Raw genomic sequence first — 18,699 nt, forward strand, 5'->3', positions numbered from 1 at the left:
GCGGTCAGTAGTCGCGGCCGGTGAGTCCCCGGTAGACGAACCGGGTCAGCCCGGCCACCGCCTGTTCGTCGTCGAGGGCGAGCACGCCCTCCTCCACCGCCTCCAGCAGTGCCCGCACCAACAGGAACATCATCGCCACGCTGACCTCGGGCGTGCCGGGCAGGCGGAGTCCGGCGGCCTCGAAACCGTCGACGTGGTCGACCACCTCGTCGAGTTGACCGGCGGTGAATCGACTGGTCAGCCGCGCGAAGTCCTCGTCGACGAGCGCCGCCTGCGTCACCGCCCGCAGCACCGGCCAGTGCCGGCGCGCATAGCGCCAGTACTGCTCGATATGGAATTCGACGGCCTGCGGCTTGGTGAAATCGGGATCGTGGGCGCCCGCACCGGCGGAGGTGTCCCCTTCGGCCGCGAAGTCCTCCAGTAGCGCCTGGAGCAACTGTTCCTTGCCGGCGAAGTGGTTGTAGAACGATCCCGCCGACCGGCCGGCCGCCGCGGTGATGTCGGTGATCTTGGTGTTCAGGTAACCGCGCTCGGCGAACAACCGCCGGGCGGCGTCCTTGAGCGCCTGCTCGGTTTCCGCGGACCGCTGCTTGCGACTGCCGACCTGCTCATGTCCGGTCGCCATCACCACCTCCTTGACTCCGGACAGTATCAACCCGATACTGAATCGAAATTCAGTGAAACTTGATTCAGTTAGAGGTTGTCATGACCCGGACAGTTCTCATCGCCGGAGCCGGCCCGACCGGACTCACGCTCGCCATCGACCTGGCCCGCCGCGGGGTCGATGTGCGCATCGTGGACAAGGCCACAACTCCGTTCACCGGGTCCCGGGGCGACGGCATCCAGCCCCGCACGCTGGAGGTGTTCGACGATCTCGGCGTGCTCGACGCCGTCCTCGCGGCGGGAACCCCCACTCCCCTCATGCGCGCCTACCTCGACGGCACGCTGGTGACCGAACGCCGGATGAGCGAACCCCGCGCGGCGAGCCCGGCCGTGCCGTATCCGAATCCGTGGGTGCTGGGCCAATCCGATACCGAGCGACTCCTGCGCGACCGCCTCGCCGAATTCGGTGTGCGCGTCGAATTCGGTACCGCCCTGGCCGGTTTCACCCAGGACACCGACGAGGTGCGAGCCACGCTGACCGGACCGGGCGGCACCGAAAACGTCGCGGCGCGGTATCTGATCGGCGCGGACGGCGGCGCCGGAACCGTGCGGCGCACGCTGGGAATCCCGTTCGAGGGGACCACCGACGAGTCGATTCGCATGCTGCTCGGCGACGTCCCGGTCGACGCGCTGGATCACGACTTCGGATACTGGTTCGCCACCGCCGCGACACCCACCGCGGGTGTCGCGTTGACGCCACTGCCCGGCGGACGGCTGTTCCAGTTCGCCGCCCCGCTCGGTGACGATCCGCGGCCCACCCGCGCGGTCCTGCAGGAACGGCTCGACCGGGTGAGCGGGCGCACCGATCTCACCGTCGGGGAGCCGGTGTGGTCCACGGTGTGGCGGCCCAATATCCGGCTGGCGCAACGGTTCCGGTCCGGGCGCGTATTCCTGGCCGGCGATGCGGCCCACGTGCACCCGCCCACCGGCGGGCAGGGGATGAACACCGGCATTCAGGACGCCTACAACCTGGGCTGGAAACTGGCCGCCGCGATGGGCGGCGATCCGGGCCCGCTCGAGACCTACGAGTCCGAGCGCCGCGCGGTCGCTCGGCGAGTGCTCGGCCTGAGTACGGCACTGCTCGACAAACACCTCGAGGGACACGAGGACGCGATGCACCGCGGCGCCGAGACTCATCAACTCGACATCAGCTATCGCGATGCGTCCGACGCCGCCGGGCTCACCGCGGGCGACCGGGCGCCGGACGCCCCGCTGCGGAGCGGTGACGGTGGTGCGCTGCGCCTGTTCGACCTGTTCCGCGGCCCGCACGCGACCCGCCTGACGTTCGGAGCACCGGCCGACATCTCGGAAGACGCCGGGGTGCGGGCGTATTCGATCGTCGCGCCCGGCCATCGGCCCGAACCCGGGCAGCTGATCGCGGTCGACGGCCACGCCTTCATCGATTACGCGGCCACCGCGGGCACGCAGGTGCTGGTGCGCCCGGACGGATACCTCGCCTGGTATCGGCAGGGGTGACCCGCCGACGACCCGGGCGCACCGATGGTGGATGATCTGTGCTGCCGCCCAAGCCGATTCGCCCGCTTCGCCGTACCGTCGTACGGTGGTCGGGCGGTCGCTCGGGGCGGCCGGCAGAACAGGCATCGGTCAGGGGTTGATCCAGATGTTGGTGAAGGTTCGCAACGACGACCCGTCGCGGCTGTCCAATTCCGAACGGACGGTGGCGAACTGGCTGAAGACCTGGACCGGCGCACACGCGTTACCCGGTATCGCGGTGGTCGCGGCCGGTGCCGCCGACGCGATCGTGTGGACGCCCAAGACCTGCGTGGTCGTCGTGATCAAGGACTTCACCGAACGGGCGAGCGGCACCCTCACCGTCTCCGGGTACCGGCCCTGGACCATCGGCGACCGCATCGCGCCGCTGTCGGGAACCGAGGCCGGAACCGAACCGATGACCGAGATCCGCGCCCGCACCGGCGAGATCGCCGAACTGTTGCGCGGCGCGCCCGGCCGGGAGCGGGTCGGGGTGACCGGCATGGTGCTGGTGATGCCGCAATTGAGCAGCCGGGTCGCCCTGGAGCAGGGTGACCTGCCCGACGGTATCGATGTGGTGCTCGGCGACGGCCCGGCGGCCTTGCGCAACTACTTCACCCGGATCACCGCGGACGCACCCGACACCTGGAATGCGACGCAGGTCAGCCAGGCGCTGGCCGCACTCGGATTCGCCGCGGCGGCAAGCCATTCCGATCTCACCGCGGAGGGCTTTCCCGCCCGGCTGGAGCGCACTCCCCCGCCGCCGAATCCCGTGCCGGCCCGCGGCCCCAAACCGCCGGCGGGAGCGCCGCTTCCCGGGACCGGTCCGGCCGGTGTCCCGGTCGCCGCCTCCGCAGCGCCGATGTCGCCGGGCGGTGCCCCGGTATCGATGGCGCGCCCGAATCCGGCGGCGCGACCCGCGACCGGAACCGTCCCTCAGCCGGTCGCCGCCTCGGGTTTCGGACCCGGCGGTCCCGCGCAGACGGGTCCCGCGCCGGCCTACGGCCAGAATCAGCAACCGTATTCGGTGCCCTTCGATCCGCGCCCGCCCGCGGCCCCGCCGCGACGCAACCGCAACCGCGGCCTGGTACCGCTGGTCCTGCTGGGCGTTCTGGTCGTCGTGCTGGCGTTGGCCGCCATGTGCACCGCCGGCGGCGGTTCCGGCTCCGGCCCCAGTCACGCCCCCGCCTCCGGTCACACCACCACGACGACCACCTCGCCCTACACCCCCGCACCGGAACGCACCGTGCCGCCCTCGACGCCCGGGCACGCGTGCTATCCGTTCCAGCCCGGCTGCCCCTGAGAAGAGGACGGACGGTTGTCTGCCGCTACGGCGACGGGATGACGCGGGCGACGGGATGGCGGTTCGGCCCCCCCGGCCGTACGGGCCGTGACCGCGTATGGCCCGAACGTCGGCGAGACGCGCCGACGTGGCTGTTCACGGGCGCGGACCGGCGCCCGGGGCGATCTCAGCCGAACAGCGTCGAGCCGATGGTGTGCCAGCCGAGAACCGAATCCACGGCCAGACCGCAGAACACCACGGCGAGGTAGTTGTTGGACTGCAGGAACAGCCGCAGCGGCTTGACCGACGCGCCGCGCCGCACGCCGGAGTACAGCTGATGCGCCATCAGCAGGAACCAGGCGCCCGCGACGATCGCGACCGCCGCGTACACGACACCCGTCGCCGGAATCAGCGCCAGGGTCGCGAGCACGGTCAGCCAGGTGTAGATGACGATCTGCTTGGTGACCACGCGCTCGGTCGCCACCACCGGCAGCATCGGCACACCGGCCGCGCGGTAGTCGTCCTTGTAGCGCATCGCCAGCGCCCAGGTGTGCGGCGGCGTCCAGAAGAAGATGACGGCGAACAGCGCGACCGCGGGCCAGCCGATGGTGCCGGTGACCGCCGACCAGCCGACCAGGGCGGGCATACAGCCCGCGGCACCGCCCCACACCACGTTCTGCGAGGTCCGGCGCTTGAGGCCGAGGGTGTAGACGAAGACGTAGAACAGGATCGTCGCGACCACGAGCAGGCCGGAGAGCAGATTGGCCTGCCACCACAGCCAGGCGAACGAGCCCGCGCCGAGAGCGACACCGAAGACGAACGCGTTGCGGGTCGGCACCGCCTCCCGCGCCAGCGGACGCTTCGACGTGCGCTTCATGACCTTGTCGATATCGGCGTCGGCGACGCAGTTGAGGGTGTTGGCACTGGCCGCGCCCATCCAGCCGCCGAACAGGGTGGCCACGATCAACCGGATGTCGACATGGCCGCGGTCGGCCAGCAGCATCGTCGGGATGGTGGCCACCAGCAGCAGCTCGATGACCCGCGGCTTGGTCAGCGCGATGTAGGCGAGCACCCGGCGGGTCAGCTTCGACAGCGGGCCGCTGCCCTGGACACGGTCGGCGAGCGCCGTCGCGGAGGAGCCATGCGCATCACCCGGCTGTTGCCCAATCCGCACTGTCTCTCCTCGCAGGTGGTGCATCGATCCGGTAGGGAAGCAACGGTTTCGGCGGCGTGGCGGGCCTCCCGCGCGCAGCCGTTTCCGCTGTCACCGCAGAGCGCGGCGCGGGCGGCGCAGCCTCTACTACAGACGATGGTAGACCCCCGCGTGTTGTGCTCCGGCACCCACCCGCCGCGAAACCGCCCGTGCCGCAGGCGATCGGCCCCGGCCGGTCCGGACGCGAGGGCCACGTCACATATCCGCCGTCGGCCGCTGTGCGGAATCGCTTCGGCCCGGCACGTCGGCGGCTGTCATCATTCACCGTAACCCCGCGCACCTGCACGGGGTGCGGGCGAAGGGTTCCCCACTCACGGCCATCAGGCGACCTCTAGGGTGGTGGGTACAGCCCGCAAGCCGCCGTTGTACACACACGAGAAGGTCAGGAGAACCTCGGTCGTGTCAGTCACAGACGACATCCGCGCACTCACCCAGCCCGCACATCCGGCCGACTGGACCGAACTGGACACCAGAGCCGTCGACACCGTCCGTGTCCTGGCCGCCGACGCGGTACAGGCCGCCGGCAACGGCCACCCCGGCACCGCGATGAGCCTGGCGCCGCTGGCCTACACCCTCTACCAGCGGGTCCTGCGCTACGACCCGAGCGATCCGGACTGGACCGGCCGCGACCGGTTCATCCTCTCGTGCGGACATTCCAGCCTGACCCAGTACATCCAGCTGTACCTGTCGGGACTGGGCCTCGAACTCGATGACCTGAAGCACCTGCGCAAGTGGGGTTCGCTGACCCCGGGCCACCCGGAGTTCCGCCACACCAGGGGCGTGGAGATCACCACCGGCCCGCTCGGCCAGGGCCTGGCCTCGGCGGTCGGCATGGCGATGGCGGCCCGCCGCGAGCGCGGTCTCTACGACCCGTCCGCCGCGACCGGCGCCAGCCCGTTCGACCACTTCGTCTACGTCATCGCCTCCGACGGCGATATCGAAGAGGGCGTCACCTCGGAGGCCTCCTCGCTGGCCGGCACCCAGCAGCTGGGCAATCTGATCGTCTTCTACGACGACAACCGGATCTCGATCGAGGACGACACCTCCATCGCGCTGACCGAGGACACCGCCGAGCGCTACCGCGCCTACGGCTGGCACGTGCAGGTCGTCGAGGGCGGTGAGAACGTCACGGGCATCCTGGAGGCGATCGAGGCCGCCAAGGCCGTCACCGACAAGCCCTCGTTCATCCTGCTGCGCACGATCATCGGCTATCCCGCGCCGAACAAGATGAACACCGGGGCCGCGCACGGGGCCGCGCTGGGCGCCGACGAGGTCGCCGCCACCAAGGAGATCCTCGGCTTCGATCCGGGCCAGAGCTTCGTCGTCGACGACGAGGTCATCGCCCACACCCGTGGCAACGCCGCCGAGCGCGCCAAGGCCGCGCGCGCCGTCTGGCAGGAGCAGTTCGACGCATGGGCGCAGAACAACCCGGAGAACAAGGAGCTGTTCGACCGGCTGCGTGAGCGCCGGCTGCCGAAGGGCTGGACCGAGGGACTGCCCTCGTTCGAGCCCGACGCCAAGGGCATGGCCACCCGCAAGGCCTCGGGCAAGGTGCTGGCCGCGCTGGCGCCGGTGCTGCCGGAGCTGTGGGGCGGTTCGGCCGACCTCGCCGAATCGAACAACACCACCATGCCGGGCGTGCCGAGCTTCGGCCCGGCGTCGATCTCCACCGGTATGTGGAAGGCCGAGCCCTACGGCCGCACGCTGCACTTCGGTGTGCGCGAGCACGCGATGGGTTCGATCCTCAACGGCATCGCCCTGCACGGCCCGACCCGGCCCTACGGCGGCACCTTCCTGGTGTTCTCCGACTACATGCGCCCCGCGGTCCGGCTGGCCGCGCTCATGCGGGTGCCGGCCATCTACGTGTGGACCCACGACTCCATCGGCCTGGGTGAGGACGGCCCCACCCACCAGCCGATCGAGCATCTCGCCGCGCTGCGTGCCATCCCCGGACTGAACGTGGTCCGCCCCGGCGACGCCAACGAGACCGTGTACGCGTGGCGCACCATCCTCGAGCTCGAAAGCGCCGAGCAGCATTCGCATTTCGTGCCCGCCGACCACCCGCACACCGACGGCCCGTCGGCGCTGGCGCTGACTCGCCAGGACGTGCCCACCCTGGAGGGCACCAGCTACGAGGGCGTCTCCCGCGGCGGATACATCCTGGCCGAATCCTCCACCGGCACACCGCAGGTGATCCTGATCGCCACCGGTTCCGAACTTCAGCTCGCCGTCGCCGCGCGCACTACGCTGGAGGAGCAGGGCATCGGCACCCGGGTGGTGTCCATGCCGTGCGTGGAATGGTTCGACGCGCAGGAACAGTCCTACCGCGACGAGGTGCTGCCCCCGCAGATCACCGCCCGCGTCACGGTCGAGGCCGGTATCGCGATGCCGTGGCACCGCTTCACCGGCAGCGACGGTGAGAACGTCTCGATCGAGCACTTCGGTGCCTCGGCCGACTTCAAGACCCTGTTCCGCGAATTCGGCATCACCGCCGAAGCCGTCGTCGACGCCGCGAAGCGCTCACTCGACAAGGTGAAGGGATAACCAATGGCACAGAACGAGAATCTCGCCGCACTGTCTCGAGCAGGCGTGTCGGTGTGGCTCGACGATCTGTCACGCAACCGGATCCGCTCGGGCAATCTCGCCGAACTCGTCGCCACCCGCAGCGTCGTCGGCGTGACCACCAACCCGACCATCTTCCAGGCCGCGCTGAGCGAGGGCCACGCCTACGACGACCAGGTCAAGGAACTGGCCGCCCAGGGCGCCGATGCCGACGCCGCCATCCGCACGATCACCACCGACGACGTTCGCTCGGCCTGCGACGTGCTGGCCGAGGTCTTCGAATCGACCGGCGGCGTGGACGGCCGGATCTCGATCGAGGTGGACCCCCGGCTGGCGTTCGACACCGACAAGACCGTCGCGCAGGCGGTCGAGCTGTGGAAGATCGTCGACCGGCCGAATCTGTTCATCAAGATTCCGGCCACCGAGGAGGGCCTGCCCGCGATCACGCGCGTGATCGCCGAAGGGATCAGCGTCAACGTCACGCTGATCTTCTCGGTGCAGCGCTACCTCAGCGTGATGGGCGCCTATCTGGACGGCCTGCGCAAGGCACGCATCGCCGGCCACGACCTGGCCCGCATCCATTCGGTCGCGTCGTTCTTCGTCTCCCGCGTGGACACCGAGATCGACAAGCGGCTCGAGCAGATCGGTTCCGACGAGGCGCTGGCGTTGCGCGGTAAGGCCGGAATCGCCAACGCCCGCCTGGCCTACGCCGCCTACCAGGACGTGTTCGACGGGGGTAACCACACCTCGACGTACTCGCACCTGGCCTCCTCCGGCGGTAACCGGCAGCGGCCGCTGTGGGCGTCCACGGGTGTGAAGAACCCGGACTACCCCGACACTATGTACATCACCGAACTGGTGGCGCCGAATACGGTCAACACGCTGCCGGAGAAGACCCTCGAGGCGTTCGCCGACCACGGCGAGCTGCGTGGGGACACGGTGTCGGGCACGGCAGCCGACGCGCAGGGCGTGTTCGACGCGCTGACCGGGGTGGGAATCGACCTCGACGACGTGTTCGCCGTCCTCGAGCGCGAAGGTGTCGAGAAGTTCGAGAAGTCGTGGGACGAGCTGCTCACCGCGACGACCGCCGAGTTGAAGAGCACCGGAAGCAACTGACCGCGATGGCCGGCCAGAAGAAGACGGCCGCCCCGGGGAATCCGCTGCGCGAGGAGCGCGACAAGCGGCTTCCCCGGATCGCCGGCCCGTGCAGCATGGTGATCTTCGGGGTGACAGGTGACCTGTCACGCAAGAAACTGATGCCGGCCATCTACGACCTCGCGAACCGGGGGCTGCTGCCACCCGGTTTCGCGCTGGTCGGGTTCGCCCGGCGCGACTACGCCGACGAGGATTTCGCTCAGGTCGTCCTCCAGGCGGTCAAGGAGCACGCCCGCACCCCGTTCCGGCAGGAGGTGTGGGATCAGCTGTCGGAAGGTATCCGCTTCGTGCAGGGCACCTTCGACGACGACGCCGCCTTCGGCACGCTCGCGCAGACGCTGAAGAAGCTCGACGCCGAACGCGGCACCGGCGGCAACCACGCCTTCTACCTGTCGATTCCGCCGAACGCGTTCCCGGTTGTGCTGGAACAGCTTTCGCGGACGGGGTTGGCGAAGGCCTCGGAGGCGGCACCGGGCAAACCGCAGTCGTGGCGGCGGGTGGTGATCGAGAAGCCCTTCGGGCACGACCTGAAGAGCGCCCAGGAACTCAATGCCCTGGTCAACCGGGTGTTCCCCGAGGAGACGGTCTTCCGTATCGACCACTACCTCGGCAAGGAGACGGTGCAGAATCTGCTGGCGCTGCGGTTCGCGAACGAACTGTTCGAACCGATCTGGAACGCCAACTTCGTCGACCACGTGCAGATCACGATGGCCGAGGACATCGGATTGGGCGGGCGCGCAGGCTATTACGACGGCATCGGCGCCGCCCGCGACGTGATCCAGAACCATCTGCTGCAGCTGCTGGCGCTGACGGCGATGGAGGATCCGGTCAACTTCCAGCCGCGGCAGCTGCAGATCGAGAAGATCAAGGTGCTCTCGGCGACGAAACTGGTCGAACCGCTGGAGGAGACCACCGCGCGCGGTCAGTACGCGGCCGGCTGGCAGGGCAGCGAACGCGTGGTGGGCCTGCTCGAGGAGGAGGGTTTCGATCCGCATTCGCGCACCGAGACCTACGCCGCGATCACACTGAACGTCGACACCCGCCGCTGGGCGGGCGTGCCGTTCTATCTGCGCACCGGAAAACGCCTGGGGCGCAGGGTCACCGAGATCGCGGTCATGTTCAAGCGGGCCCCGCATCTGCCCTTCGATCAGACCATGACCGAGGAGCTGGGCCAGAACGCGCTCGTCATCCGGGTGCAGCCGGACGAGGGCATCACCATGCGGTTCGGGTCGAAGGTGCCCGGATCCAGCATGGAAGTCCGCGACGTCAACATGGATTTCAGCTACGGCGAATCGTTCACCGAATCCTCGCCCGAGGCCTACGAGCGGCTCATCCTGGATGTGCTGCTGGGCGAGCCGTCGCTGTTCCCGGTCAACGAGGAGGTCGAATTGGCGTGGCGCATCCTCGATCCCGTGCTCGATCACTGGGCCGAGGGCGGTAAGCCCGAGTCCTACGAGGCCGGCACCTGGGGTCCGGCCTCGGCCGACGAGATGCTCGCCCGCACCGGGCGCGAATGGCGGCGGCCATGATCGTGGACATGCCCGACACCAGTACTCGCGACGTGACCAAACGCCTGGTCAGCCTGCGGGAGTCCAACGGCGTGATCGCCATGGGCCGGGTGCTGACGCTGGTGGTGTGCACCCTGGATTCCTCGGAGGCCGAAGACGCCATCGACGCCGCCAACGACGCCAGCCGCGAACATCCCTGTCGCGTGATCGTGCTCGCCCGCGGCGACCGGTTCTCCGAGACCAAACTCGACGCCCAGATCCGGGTCGGCGGTGATGCCGGGGCGGCCGAGGTGATAGTGCTGCGGCTGCAGGGCGAGCTGGTCAACAACGAGAGCAGCGTCGTCATCCCGTTCCTGCTCCCGGACACTCCGGTGGTGGCGTGGTGGCCGCGGGGCGCGCCGGAGTTCCCGTCGCGGGATTCGGTGGGGCGCTTGGCCATTCGCCGCATCACCGATTCCACCTACGCTCCCGATCCGCGTGCGGCGATCACCCGGCGGCTGGATTCCTACGCCCCCGGCGACACCGATCTCGCGTGGAGCCGGATCACGTTCTGGCGGGCGCTGCTGGCCTCCGCGCTCGACGTGCCGCCGTACGAGCCGATCGAATCGGTGACCGTGTCGGGCCTGGCGGAGGAACCCGCGCTCGACATCCTGGCGGGTTGGCTGGCGGCCAAACTGGACTGCCCGATCCGCCGGCAGACCGGGGAGTTGAAGGTCGTCATGCACCGGGCGTCGATCTCGGTCGGGATCGAACGCCCGCAGACCGGGCGCACCGCGACCCTGACGCGCACCGGTGAGCCGGATCAGCGGTTCGCACTCGCCCGTCGCGAGACCAAGGACTGCCTGGCGGAGGAACTGCGGCGGCTGGACGCCGACGAGGTCTACGCCGAGGCACTGGCCGGAATCGGGAAGGTGATCTATGAGTAAGCCGGACATCGAGGTCTTCGCCGGGCACGATGAACTGGTGACGGCGGCAGCCGTGCGGTTCGTGCAAGTGGTCACCAGGGCGCAGAGCGAACGTGGGTCGGCGTCGGTGGTTCTCACCGGGGGCGGCACCGGCATCGACCTGCTGAAGAAGGTCCGCCAGGCGCCCGGGGCCATCGATTTCGCGCGCCTGGACGTGTTCTGGGGCGACGAGCGGTTCGTCCCCGCGGGCGATGCCGAGCGCAACGAGTTGCAGGCGCGCGAGGCGTTGCTGGATCACGTGCCGGTCGACCCGGCGCGGGTGCATCCGGTCGCGACCTCCGACGGGGAGTATCCGGATCCGGTCGAGGCCGCCGCGGAGTACTCGGCGGCGGTGCACGCGCATCTGGCCGAGCACGGCGCATTCGATCTGCATCTGCTCGGCATGGGTGGCGACGCGCATGTCAACTCGCTGTTCCCGCATTCCGCGGCCGTGGCGGAGGAGCACGAACTCGTTCTCGCCGTGACCGATTCACCGAAGCCGCCGCCGGTGCGCGTCACCCTGACCCTGCCCGCGGTCGCCCGCGCCCGGCATGTGGTCCTGGTGGTCGGCGGCGAGGGCAAGGCCGATGCGGTGGCCCGAGCGGTGGCCGGCGCGTCCGCGCTGGAGATCCCGGCGGCCGGGGCGCACGGCAGTGAAACCACCACCTGGATGCTGGACGAGGCCGCGGCCGCGAAACTGCCCTGAGCTGGGCACTATCCCGGCTAGTCGTCGTCCGTCTGCGCCCACGCGGCGACGGGCAGGCTCAGGTACACACCGACGAGGTGGCCCGCGGGCAGGATGCGGGCCACCTCGTCGCGGATGTGGGCCGCACGGCGGTCGCGATCGGCGGCGCGGTCCTCGAACCACTTCGACTGCACTTCGATCAGCACATCGATGTCGAACCGGTCGGCCGGCTCGGCGGATCGGCAGCGCACCAGGACGTCACCGGGTTGCAGGCAGCCGTCGTAGGGTTCCGCCGCACACGCCACCGCCACGGAGACGATATGCGGCAGTTCCTCGACGAGCCGGCGCTTCGACTCGTCGGACACACGGGGCGAGCAGGTGACATCGATGAGGGGCACGCGGCCAGCATGCCAGACCGCATCGTCGACGGGCGTGCCCGTTACCGCAGCGCGGAATCGCGCTCCGGGTCGCTCGCGACGAGGTCGGAGAGGTGACGCAGGAGGAAGTCGTTCACCGCGCCGGTCCGCTCGAGTTGAACGAGATGTCCTGCGCCCGGGACCTTTTCGACCGTGCGCAGATCCGGTACGTGCGCGCGCAGCACCGCCAGCGGGTCGCGGCCGCTGAAACCTTCCATATCCGGGTCGTTCTCGCCGTAGAGGAAGCAGGTCGGCACCGTCACCGTCGTGGGCAGGCCTTCGGTCAGTTCCCAGTTGCGGTCCAGCGCCCGGTACCAGGTCAGCCCGCCGGTGAAGCCGGTTCGTTCGAATTCGGCTGCGAGGGTGTCGAATTCGGATTCCGGCAACCACGACCAAGGCAGTGCGGGCGCCTGCGGCAGTGCGTCGAGGTAACCGATGCCGGGCGGATTCTTCCACGTGTCGAGGTAGTGGAACTCGCCACTGAGCGCGTAGTACACGCGGGCCAGGAATTCGCGTGGGCGCGCAGCCAGTTCGGCGTCGGCGACACCGGGCTCCTGGAAATACGACAGGTGCAGGAAATGGCGCTGCGCGGCGCGCGTCCAGAACTCCGACGGCGCCTTCGGTGGCCGGGGCGCGTACGGATTGTTCAGCACCATGATCGCCTCGACCCGATCCGGCGCCCGCAATGCCAGCTCCCACACCAGCTGGGCGCCGAAGTCCAGGCCGACGAAAACCGCTCGCTCGGAACCGATCTCGTCGAGCAGCCCGAGCAGATCGCCGATCACGGCCCGGTTCGTGGTCTCCTCCACCCCGCCGGGCGCCTCGGTGCGGCCGTACCCACGCAGATCCGGGGCGATGGCGTGATATCCGGCCGCCGCCAGCGCCGACAACTGCCGATGCCATACGTACCAGCCGTGCGGAAATCCGTGACAGAAGATCACCGGATACCCGCGGCCCTCTTCGGCGATATGCAGCCGAATCCCGTTGGTCTCCACGAACCGATGTGTCGGCCCCACTGCGCCTCCCAGGTACTAGAACACGTTCTCGTTTCACGGTAGTGTCCCGGAGTCGTGAACGGAATACTGACCGATCGAGTCGCCGTCGTCACCGGCGCGAGCCGCGGCATCGGCAAGGGCATCGCGCTGGAGCTGGGCGCGGCCGGCGCCACGGTGTACGTGACCGGGCGCTCCGAACACCCCGGGCAGCTGCCGGGTACCGTGGCCGCGACCGCCGGCGAGATCGACGAGCTCGGCGGGCGCGGGGTGCCGTTCGTCTGCGACCACCGCGACGACGAGGCGGTCGCCCGACTGTTCGAGACCGTGCGCGCCGACCACGGCCGGTTGGATGTGCTGGTCAACAATGTCTACAACTCCCCCGCCTCGGCGCGCTGGCTCGGCAAACCGTTCTGGGAGGTGCCGCCGAAGGCGTGGGACGAGGGCTTCGACATCGGCGTGCGCTCCCATTACGCTGCCGCCCATTTCGCGGCGCCGCTGCTCATCGAATCGGGCGGGCTGATCGTCGACATCTCCTCGCCGGGCGCCGAACATTTCACCCACAACGTCGTCTACGGCGTGGGCAAGGCCGCCGTCGACCGGTTGACCGCTGATATGGCGCACGATCTGGCCGGCACCGAGGTCACGGTGGTGTCGCTGTGGCCGGGCATCGTGAATACCGAACTGCTGCAACTCGTTCCGGCCGATGCACAGGGACGACGGCTGATCACACTGCCCGGTGAGGGCACCTTCGATCTGAACGAGGCCGAGACTCCGCATTTCGCCGGGCGCGCGGTGGTCGCGCTCGCGGCGGATCCGGGCCGTCGTTCCCGCACGGGCCGAGCGTGGCGGGTGGCCGATCTGGCCGAAGCCTACGGGTTCACCGATATCGACGGTCGCGTGCCGCGCACGTGAGGGCCGCCGTTGTCCTAGCCTGAGGCGGCGGGCCGCATCGCGCGGCGCCGGCGGTGAAGGAGGGTGGATGGACGCGATCGCGAATTTCGACGCGTTGGTAGCGGCGGCGGACGCTCCGATCTATGTGGTGACAGTGGCGACCGAGTCCGAGCGCGCCGGGTGTGTAGTCGGCTTCGCATCCCAGGTCGGCATCGAACCACGCCGATTCCTGGTGTGCGTTTCCGAGCTCAACCACACCTACCGGGTGGTGGCCGCCGCCACCCATGTCGCAGTTCATCTCATCGATTCCGGGTCGCGAGCGCTGGCCCAGCTCTTCGGCGCGGAAACCGGCGATGATATCGACAAGTTCACCTGGTGCCGGTGGCATCACGGGCCCGATGGAGTGGTGGTGCTCGACGAGGCAGCGGCCTGGTTCTCCGGCCGGATCCTCGAGCGCCACGATTTCGGCGACCACGTGGGTCTGCTGCTGGAACCGCTCGGCGGCCCGAAGCCGCCGGCGGGCACCACCGGTCTGCGCTACAGCGACCTCGCCGATCTCACCCCCGGCCACCCCGCCTGAGACGGTCCGCTAACCGCTCGAGGCCCCCTGGCCGCTCAGGGCGATATCGAGGAAGCTCCGCACCGACCTGCCCGGCGCGGGACGGGTTCGCCAGGCCAGCCGCAGGGCCGAGGGCGGGGCATCGGGGACGTCGAGGTAGGCCACGCCGGGATGCGGCGCCCGGGTGCGCGCCAATTCGGGAACGGCCCCGATGCCCCGGTCGGCGGCGATCAGTTCGATCCATTCGTCGAAATTCGTGCAGGTGACGATCTCGCGCCCGGATTCGGCCGCGGGCCAACTGGTTTCGTCGGTGGTGCCGGAGACGGTGTTGACCACCAGCGGATGGGCGGCCAGATCCTGCCATCGCAGCGCCGACGCCTTCGCCAGCGGCGAGCGGGTGGAGACCGCCGCCACCCGCCGCTCGGTGCCGATGATCCGCCCGGTCATGGCGGATGGAAGCCGAATCTCCTTGCGATACAGGGCGATATCGATACGTCCCGCCGCGACGGCGGCCACCGGATCGTCGATGCGATGGATGCCGACCCGCCCGCCGCGCGCCTCGAAACGGGTGCGGACATCGGTGAACCAGTCGTCGGGCAGCAGCCAGGAGAAACCCACCGACACCCGGGCCCGCAGCCGCAGATCGGCGGTCACGGCATCGACGTCGGCGACGATCCGGGTCGCGGCGGCCAGCAGATACTCCCCCTCCGCGGTGAGGGCGAAGCGCCGCGCGCTGCGCTCGACCAGCCGGCAGTCCAGAATCCGTTCGGCCTGCTGCACCGTGCGGGTCAGCGACGGCTGCGTGGTGTGCAGCCGGGCCGCGGCGCGGGTGTAGTTGGCTTCCTCGCACAGCACCAGGAACGCGCGCAGATGCCGCAATTCCAGGTCCATACGCTCAGCGTATACATCGTGCACAGGAAGCATTTCACCGGAACGCGACGGATCCGTAGCGTGGATCGACGTGACCATCACACTTGCTCGCCAGGCATCCCTCGCGCCCGCCCTGCGCGCCTCGGCCGGTTTGGCCGCCGCCATGGGCATCGGGCGCTTCGTCTACACGCCGCTGCTTCCGGTGATGATCGACGCCGGACGCTTCGGCGCACACACCGGCGCGATCGTGGCCGCCGCGAACTACGCCGGTTACCTGCTGGGCGCGGTCGTCCTGGCACGCTTTCCGGAATACAACGGCGGCAAGGCTTTCCGGATCTCGGCTGCCGCGCTGGTGACGAGTGAAGCGGCCATGGCTGTTCCGGCCCCCGCGATACTGCCGATCATCCTGCGGACGGTGGCCGGTGTCGCGAGCGCGGTACTGTTCATCGGCTGCGCGCAGATCGCCGCGCGCCACGAAAACCGAAGGCGCGCAGCCGGTATCGCCTTCGCCGGAGTGGGTACGGGAATCGCGGCAACCGGTGCGCTGGTGCTGATCGCGCAATCGGTGCTGTCGTGGCAGGCGCTGTGGCTCGCCGCGGCCGCACTGACCGCCCTCCTGCTGTGGCCTGCGCTGCGGTTGGAGGTCGTCGCCGGCAGCCGTACCGGTGCGGCCACGGTGCGATCGAGACGCTCCTGGCGGCTGCTGCAGACGACCTATTTCCTGGAGGGTCTGGGCTATATCGTCCTGGGCACGTTCCTGGTCGCCGCGGTCGGCGCCACCGGACATCGGACGGCCGGCACCGCGATCTGGATCGTGGTGGGAGTCGCGGCCGCCCCGGCGACGGTGGTGTGGGGTCTGCTCGCCCGGCGGGCGACTCCGGTGATCGCGCTGGTGGCCGCGCTCGTGCTGCAATGTCTGTCCGCGCTGTTGCCGACGCTGTCGGCGGGTGTCTGGCCGGCGGTGGTGTCGGCCGCGCTGTTCGGCGCGACCTTCATGGGGATCACCCTGCTCGCCCTCGAGATCGGCGACGATCTGGCCGGGCCGGGTGCGGCGGCGACCTTGACCGCCGGATACGGACTCGGCCAGATGCTCGGTCCACTGGTGGTGGCGCCGGTGCTCGGCGACAGCTACGGCGCCGCGTTCACGATCGCGACGCTGATCCTGGCCGTGGCAGCCGGGACAGCGATCGCGATCGGATCGGGCCGGCGCCGCGACCCTGCGGCCGCAGCGCCCACGCCGATCAGGCGAACTTGATCTCGAAGCCGATGCCGAGAATGGCGATGAACCAGATCAGGCCCACGAAGATGGTGATGCGGTCGAGGTTCTTCTCGACGACCGTGGATCCGGACAGGCTCGACTGCACACCGCCACCGAACAGGCTGGACAAGCCTCCACCCTTCGCGCGGTGCAGCAACACCAGCAACACCAGCAACACGCTGGTGATGACCAGGAGGATATCCAGGAACATTTGCATGCCGACAGTTTATGCGGATGCTCAGCCCACCACCGAACCGGCCGTCATCCCGCCGTCGACGACGAATTCCGCACCGGTGCAATAGCTGGATTCGGTGCTCGCCAGAAAAACCACCAGATCCGACACCTCGGCGGGCAGGCCGAGCCGCGCCCGCACATTCTCGCCGCGATCGACGGCGATCTCCTCGGTGACTCCGATCATCGGCGTGAGGATGCCGCCGGGATGCACCGAGTTGACCCGCACGCCCTCGGGCGCGAGTTCCAGCGCGGCCGACTTGGTCAGTCCCCGCACCCCGAACTTCGAGGCGGTATAGGCGTGCATACCGCCCACGCCCTGGATACCGGCCGCGGAGGAAATATTGATCACCGCGGCCGGCCGGGCGGCCACCAAGGCGTCGCGCGCGGCGCTCAATCCCAGGAAGGGACCGGTCAGATTGATATCGATGACCCGCTGCCACTGCTTCTCGGTGTAGGTGCCCAGCGGGCCGCCGTCGAGGACGCCCGCATTGTTCACCAGCACGTTCAACAGGCCGAATCGTTCGACGGTGGCGGCGACGGCGGCCTGCCAGTCGGCGGACTCGGTGACGTCGAGGTGCACGTAGGCGGCCTGCTCACCCAGTTCCGCGGCCAGCGCCCGCCCAGCGTCGTCGGCGATGTCACCGAGCATCACCCGCGCACCCTCGGCGACGAAGGCCCGCGCGTGCGAGGCGCCCATGCCGGAAGCGCCGCCGCTGATGAGGGCGACTCGGCCCGTCAAACGTCCACTCATGAATTCGTCTCTCTCTTCTCTCTCGCCGATCCGGATCAGTGGGTGGGAATGGGTGGGCCGTCCAGCCGCAGCACGCATCGGGTCCCGGTGTAGATGCTGGGCATGCATTCGTTGCAGTGGATGCAGGCCGAGCGGGTGTCGGCATCGGACCGGATGCGCTGCAACAGATCCGGCTCGCGCAGCAGGGCGCGTCCCATCGCCATGAATTCGAAGCCTTCGCGCCGCGCCCGCCGCATATCGTCGATATCGGTGATGCCGCCCAGCAGCACCAGCGGCATCGACAGCTCGCGGCGGAATTGGCGGGCCCGTTCGAGCAGATACGTGCCGTGATACGGATATTCGCGCAGGAAGGCCTTGCCGACGAGCTTGAAGCCCAGCCGGGTCGGGCCGGGCAGCGTCTTGGCGAACGCCTGCCGTGGCGCATCGCCGTGGAACAGCAGCATGGGGTTGAGCAGCGAACTGCCCGCGGTCAGTTCGAGGGCGTCGAGTCCGCCGTCGGATTCCAGCCAGGACGCCACCTGGAGCGATTCGGCCAGCGAAAAACCGCCGCGCACACCGTCTTCCATATTCAGCTTGGCCAGAATCGCCAGCCGGCCGCCGACGGCTTCGCGCACCGCGAGGGCGATCTCGCGGGCCATCCGGGCGCGATGCTCCAAGGGCCCGCCGTAGGCGTCCTTGCGGCGGTTCAGCAGCGGGCTGAGGAACGAGCTGACCAGATAGTTGTGACCGAAATGCAGTTCTACGGCATCGAATCCGGCTTCCTCGGCCAGCAATACCGCCCGCACGTGCGCGGCGACGAGATCCTGGATGTCGGCCACCGATGGCGACTGCATCATCTTCATGCTGAGCGGCGACCACAGCCGCGTCGGTGCCAGCGCCGGTGCCCGGTTGGAGGCGGCGTTGGCCACCGGTCCCGCGTGGCCGATCTGCGCGCTGACCTTGGCGCCTTCGGCATGGATGGCGTCGGTGAGCCGCCGCAGACCTGGTAGCGCTTCGGGGCGCATCCAGATCTGGTGACGATCGGTGCGTCCGCCCGGCGCGACGGCACAGTAGGCGATGGTGCTCATCCCGACGCCGCCGGCCGCGATCTCCCGATGGAACTCGATCAGTTCGTCGGTGACCAGCGCATCGGGTGTGCGGCCCTCGAAGGTGGCGGCCTTGATCACCCGGTTGCGCAGGGTGATCGGGCCCAGATCGACGGGTTCGAAAATGTCGTTCACTA

General features: G+C 69.2%; 18 protein-coding genes. 10 read left to right on the forward strand and 8 right to left on the reverse strand.

Translation table 11 applies throughout. The features are described 5' to 3' along the window. Positions 1 to 4 precede the first annotated feature (4 nt). Complete coding sequence (locus RJ03_RS14730; protein WP_036502688.1) at positions 5 to 625, reverse strand: TetR/AcrR family transcriptional regulator; 621 nt, start codon at positions 623 to 625, stop codon at positions 5 to 7. Between the two features lie 80 nt (positions 626 to 705). Between RJ03_RS14730 and RJ03_RS14735 the strand changes: the two genes are divergently transcribed. Both RJ03_RS14735 and RJ03_RS14740 read left to right on the forward strand, forming a co-directional pair. Further along, the gene (locus RJ03_RS14735) at positions 706 to 2,139 is read left to right on the forward strand and encodes an FAD-dependent monooxygenase (RefSeq protein WP_036502518.1); all 1,434 of its coding nucleotides are present in this window, start codon (positions 706 to 708) and stop codon (positions 2,137 to 2,139) included. Between the two features lie 145 nt (positions 2,140 to 2,284). Further along, entirely contained in the window at positions 2,285 to 3,457 is a 1,173-nt protein-coding gene (locus RJ03_RS14740; protein ID WP_036502520.1) for a hypothetical protein, read from the forward strand. Positions 3,458 to 3,623: 166 nt separating this feature from the next. On the opposite strand, the gene RJ03_RS14745 is transcribed toward RJ03_RS14740, so the two are convergent. Further along, on the reverse strand, positions 3,624 to 4,610 hold the full coding sequence (locus tag RJ03_RS14745; RefSeq protein WP_036502522.1) for a heme o synthase: 987 nt from the start codon (positions 4,608 to 4,610) through the stop codon (positions 3,624 to 3,626). Positions 4,611 to 5,048: 438 nt separating this feature from the next. On the opposite strand from RJ03_RS14745, the gene tkt reads away from it, so the two are divergent. The 5 genes from tkt to pgl are packed head-to-tail and all read left to right on the forward strand — an operon-like array spanning position 5,049 to position 11,524. Then, positions 5,049 to 7,193 carry a transketolase gene (gene tkt / locus RJ03_RS14750; protein WP_036502525.1) on the forward strand — a complete coding sequence of 715 codons (2,145 nt, stop codon included), beginning with the start codon at positions 5,049 to 5,051 and terminating at the stop codon, positions 7,191 to 7,193. Positions 7,194 to 7,196: 3 nt separating this feature from the next. Continuing rightward, on the forward strand, positions 7,197 to 8,327 hold the full coding sequence (tal, locus tag RJ03_RS14755; RefSeq protein WP_036502528.1) for a transaldolase: 1,131 nt from the start codon (positions 7,197 to 7,199) through the stop codon (positions 8,325 to 8,327). A 5-nt stretch (positions 8,328 to 8,332) separates the two neighbouring features. Then, positions 8,333 to 9,895 carry a glucose-6-phosphate dehydrogenase gene (gene zwf, locus RJ03_RS14760; protein ID WP_036502531.1) on the forward strand — a complete coding sequence of 521 codons (1,563 nt, stop codon included), beginning with the start codon at positions 8,333 to 8,335 and terminating at the stop codon, positions 9,893 to 9,895. Beyond that, complete coding sequence (gene opcA, locus RJ03_RS14765) at positions 9,892 to 10,800, forward strand: glucose-6-phosphate dehydrogenase assembly protein OpcA (protein ID WP_174372309.1); 909 nt, start codon at positions 9,892 to 9,894, stop codon at positions 10,798 to 10,800. Before zwf ends, opcA begins: the two co-directional genes overlap by 4 nt. Then, the gene (pgl, locus tag RJ03_RS14770) at positions 10,793 to 11,524 is read left to right on the forward strand and encodes a 6-phosphogluconolactonase (protein WP_036502537.1); all 732 of its coding nucleotides are present in this window, start codon (positions 10,793 to 10,795) and stop codon (positions 11,522 to 11,524) included. Before opcA ends, pgl begins: the two co-directional genes overlap by 8 nt. 17 nt (positions 11,525 to 11,541) lie before the next feature. Here the strand turns inward: pgl and RJ03_RS14775 are convergent, their stop codons facing one another. Both RJ03_RS14775 and RJ03_RS14780 read right to left on the reverse strand, forming a co-directional pair. Next, positions 11,542 to 11,901 carry a hypothetical protein gene (locus RJ03_RS14775; RefSeq protein ID WP_036502539.1) on the reverse strand — a complete coding sequence of 120 codons (360 nt, stop codon included), beginning with the start codon at positions 11,899 to 11,901 and terminating at the stop codon, positions 11,542 to 11,544. 41 nt (positions 11,902 to 11,942) lie between these two features. Beyond that, positions 11,943 to 12,935, reverse strand: coding sequence for an alpha/beta fold hydrolase (locus tag RJ03_RS14780; protein WP_036502542.1), 993 nt, complete (start codon positions 12,933 to 12,935; stop codon positions 11,943 to 11,945). A gap of 54 nt (positions 12,936 to 12,989) precedes the next feature. On the opposite strand from RJ03_RS14780, the gene RJ03_RS14785 reads away from it, so the two are divergent. Beyond that, on the forward strand, positions 12,990 to 13,826 hold the full coding sequence (locus RJ03_RS14785) for an SDR family NAD(P)-dependent oxidoreductase (RefSeq protein WP_036502545.1): 837 nt from the start codon (positions 12,990 to 12,992) through the stop codon (positions 13,824 to 13,826). 67 nt (positions 13,827 to 13,893) lie between these two features. Then, the gene (locus tag RJ03_RS14790; protein ID WP_036502547.1) at positions 13,894 to 14,385 is read left to right on the forward strand and encodes a flavin reductase family protein; all 492 of its coding nucleotides are present in this window, start codon (positions 13,894 to 13,896) and stop codon (positions 14,383 to 14,385) included. 9 nt (positions 14,386 to 14,394) lie between these two features. On the opposite strand, the gene RJ03_RS14795 is transcribed toward RJ03_RS14790, so the two are convergent. After that, a complete protein-coding gene (locus RJ03_RS14795; protein ID WP_036502550.1) occupies positions 14,395 to 15,255 on the reverse strand; it encodes a LysR family transcriptional regulator in 861 nt (286 codons plus the stop codon). A 70-nt stretch (positions 15,256 to 15,325) separates the two neighbouring features. On the opposite strand from RJ03_RS14795, the gene RJ03_RS14800 reads away from it, so the two are divergent. After that, entirely contained in the window at positions 15,326 to 16,489 is a 1,164-nt protein-coding gene (locus RJ03_RS14800; RefSeq protein WP_232329133.1) for a YbfB/YjiJ family MFS transporter, read from the forward strand. On the opposite strand, the gene secG is transcribed toward RJ03_RS14800, so the two are convergent. Genes secG through RJ03_RS14815 form a run of 3 tightly spaced genes read right to left on the reverse strand, consistent with a single transcriptional unit; the run spans position 16,476 to position 18,697 of the window. Then, on the reverse strand, positions 16,476 to 16,709 hold the full coding sequence (gene secG, locus RJ03_RS14805) for a preprotein translocase subunit SecG (protein WP_030518417.1): 234 nt from the start codon (positions 16,707 to 16,709) through the stop codon (positions 16,476 to 16,478). The genes RJ03_RS14800 and secG overlap by 14 nt on opposite strands. Before the next feature lie 21 nt (positions 16,710 to 16,730). Further along, on the reverse strand, positions 16,731 to 17,477 hold the full coding sequence (locus RJ03_RS14810) for an SDR family oxidoreductase (protein ID WP_036502553.1): 747 nt from the start codon (positions 17,475 to 17,477) through the stop codon (positions 16,731 to 16,733). Positions 17,478 to 17,512: 35 nt separating this feature from the next. Next, positions 17,513 to 18,697 (reverse strand): NADH:flavin oxidoreductase, encoded by a 1,185-nt coding sequence (locus RJ03_RS14815; RefSeq protein ID WP_036502555.1) that lies wholly within the window; start codon positions 18,695 to 18,697, stop codon positions 17,513 to 17,515. Positions 18,698 to 18,699 lie beyond the last annotated feature (2 nt).

Origin of the sequence: Nocardia aobensis NBRC 100429, assembly GCF_000308375.1 — a bacterium.
Taxonomy (GTDB): Bacteria; Actinomycetota; Actinomycetes; order Mycobacteriales; family Mycobacteriaceae; genus Nocardia; species Nocardia aobensis.

Coding starts and splice junctions, on each gene's coding strand:
- RJ03_RS14730 (WP_036502688.1), bottom strand. CDS start 625: ATGGCGACCGGACATGAGCAGGTCGGCAGTCGCAAGCAGCGGTCCGCG.
- RJ03_RS14735 (WP_036502518.1), top strand. CDS start 706: ATGACCCGGACAGTTCTCATCGCCGGAGCCGGCCCGACCGGACTCACG.
- RJ03_RS14740 (WP_036502520.1), top strand. CDS start 2,285: ATGTTGGTGAAGGTTCGCAACGACGACCCGTCGCGGCTGTCCAATTCC.
- tal (WP_036502528.1), top strand. CDS start 7,197: ATGGCACAGAACGAGAATCTCGCCGCACTGTCTCGAGCAGGCGTGTCG.
- zwf (WP_036502531.1), top strand. CDS start 8,333: ATGGCCGGCCAGAAGAAGACGGCCGCCCCGGGGAATCCGCTGCGCGAG.
- opcA (WP_174372309.1), top strand. CDS start 9,892: ATGATCGTGGACATGCCCGACACCAGTACTCGCGACGTGACCAAACGC.
- pgl (WP_036502537.1), top strand. CDS start 10,793: ATGAGTAAGCCGGACATCGAGGTCTTCGCCGGGCACGATGAACTGGTG.
- RJ03_RS14790 (WP_036502547.1), top strand. CDS start 13,894: ATGGACGCGATCGCGAATTTCGACGCGTTGGTAGCGGCGGCGGACGCT.
- RJ03_RS14795 (WP_036502550.1), bottom strand. CDS start 15,255: ATGGACCTGGAATTGCGGCATCTGCGCGCGTTCCTGGTGCTGTGCGAG.
- secG (WP_030518417.1), bottom strand. CDS start 16,709: ATGCAAATGTTCCTGGATATCCTCCTGGTCATCACCAGCGTGTTGCTG.
- RJ03_RS14810 (WP_036502553.1), bottom strand. CDS start 17,477: ATGAGTGGACGTTTGACGGGCCGAGTCGCCCTCATCAGCGGCGGCGCT.